The sequence below is a fragment of the Kitasatospora sp. NPDC096204 genome, from assembly GCF_044763205.1.
Classification (GTDB): domain Bacteria; phylum Actinomycetota; class Actinomycetes; order Streptomycetales; family Streptomycetaceae; genus Kitasatospora.
In genome coordinates this window covers 1-1,569 of record NZ_JBIWFT010000100.1, presented here as the reverse complement: position 1 = coordinate 1,569, position 1,569 = coordinate 1, and the positions used below count along the sequence as shown (strand labels likewise).

General features: G+C 70.9%; 2 protein-coding genes. One reads left to right on the top strand and one right to left on the bottom strand.

The features are described 5' to 3' along the window. The first annotated feature begins 113 nt into the window (after positions 1–113). A complete protein-coding gene (locus tag ACIQ87_RS40285) occupies positions 114–596 on the top strand; it encodes a hypothetical protein (RefSeq protein WP_402417246.1) in 483 nt (160 codons plus the stop codon). On the opposite strand, the gene ACIQ87_RS40280 is transcribed toward ACIQ87_RS40285, so the two are convergent. Next, entirely contained in the window at positions 562–1,344 is a 783-nt protein-coding gene (locus tag ACIQ87_RS40280) for an IS5 family transposase (RefSeq protein ID WP_402417244.1), read from the bottom strand. The genes ACIQ87_RS40285 and ACIQ87_RS40280 overlap by 35 nt on opposite strands. Between the last annotated feature and the right edge of the window lie 225 nt (positions 1,345–1,569).

The following is a 1,569-nucleotide window of genomic DNA, read 5'->3' as shown; positions in this document are numbered from 1 at the left end:
AGAAGCCGTTGTCTTTCCGATAGTGGTGGGTGTGTTTCTGCTGGTCAGGGATAGTGTCGGCGCCTCGGTGGCAGAGACGGGGTGTCGTGTGGTCTCTGCGGTGGAGGTGCGGGATGCCGTCGGTGATGGGGCTGCTGGAGGAGCGCGAGCGTGCCGCCCGGCAGCGGGTGGAGGATCTGCAGGTTGAGCTGCAGGAGGCGGAAGCCGCGTGGGAGCGGTTCGTGATCGCCCGTCAGACGGTGGCCGAAGTCCTGGCAGGACCTGCTGCGGGCAAGGAGGCGTCGCCGGCCGGGGCGGCCGGTGAACGGCCTGCGCGGGTCGCAAGGGCGGTGCCCGGATCGGTGGTTCCCGCCTGGAGGGAAGGGCCCGCTCCCGACGCGCTGGCGCCGGACTACCAGCGGCTCGTGGAGGTCCTGGCGGGGAGCGGGGAGGAGATGGACTGTCGGCAGCTCGCGGCGGCCTTGGGTCTGAAGGTGGTCGCGGCGAAGGTGGAGGGAGTGCGGTCGAAGGTGAAGCGCCTGGCCGCGCGGGGCTGGCTGGCCGAGGACCGCCCGGGGATGTTCAGCGTGGTCGCCGGGCGAGCCGGCGGCTCATGACCATGGTCATCGACCACCGGATCATCGCCTCGGAGGTGTCAGCGCGGGTCTCGTAGTCGCGGACCAGGCGGCGTGAGCGCATCAGCCACGCGAACGTCCGCTCGACCAGCCACCTCTTGGGCAGCACGGTGAACCCGGTGGCGCCGTCGTTGCGCTTGACCACGCTCAGCACGATCCGCAGAACGTCGCGGGCGACGTCGACCAGGCGCCCGGTGTAGCCGCCGTCGGCCCACACCAGCGCGATGCGCCAGTGCCGCATCCGCAGCCGCCCCAGCAACGTCCCGCCGGCCTCACGGTCGGTGACGCAGGCCGCGGTGACCAGCACCGTCAGCAGCAGCCCGAGGGTGTCCACGACGATGTGCCTCTTGCGGCCGTTCACCTTCTTCCCGCCGTCGAACCCCCGGCTTGCGGCCGGCACCGACGCCGCCGCCTTCACCGATTGGGCGTCGATGATGCCCGCGGTCGGCTCCGGATCGCGGTCCGCCGCCTCACGGACCCGATCCCGCAGCCGGTCGTGGAACTCGGTGACCAGGCCCCTGTCCCGCCAGCGCCGGAAGAACGCGTAGACGCGGTCCCATGCGGGGAAGTCCGCAGGCATCGCCCGCCAGGTGATGCCGCCCGCGACCAGGTAGCGCACCGCGTCGACCAGCTGCCGGTGGCAGTAGCCCTCCGGCTGCCCACCTCTGCCCTCCAGCCAGGCGGGCACGGGCATCGCGTCGCGCACGACGGCCCATTCCGTATCGGTCATGTCCGAGGGGTACCTCGGTCGTCTGTGCGGGTTGTTCCCGGCGTTCCCGAACCGGTGGGCGAGACAATCACACTCCCGGGCAGCCGAGTTGGAGCCGACCGGTGCGAGGGCGTACAACTGCGACAACAGGGCCTCCTGGCGTGCTCAAGGTCTCGACAACCCCGAGCTGCACCAGAGGCCCTGCCTTCATTCGCGGCACGCGACAAGATCACCCGACCGAGCTGT

Coding starts and splice junctions, on each gene's coding strand:
- ACIQ87_RS40280 (WP_402417244.1), bottom strand. CDS start 1,344: ATGACCGATACGGAATGGGCCGTCGTGCGCGACGCGATGCCCGTGCCC.
- ACIQ87_RS40285 (WP_402417246.1), top strand. CDS start 114: ATGCCGTCGGTGATGGGGCTGCTGGAGGAGCGCGAGCGTGCCGCCCGG.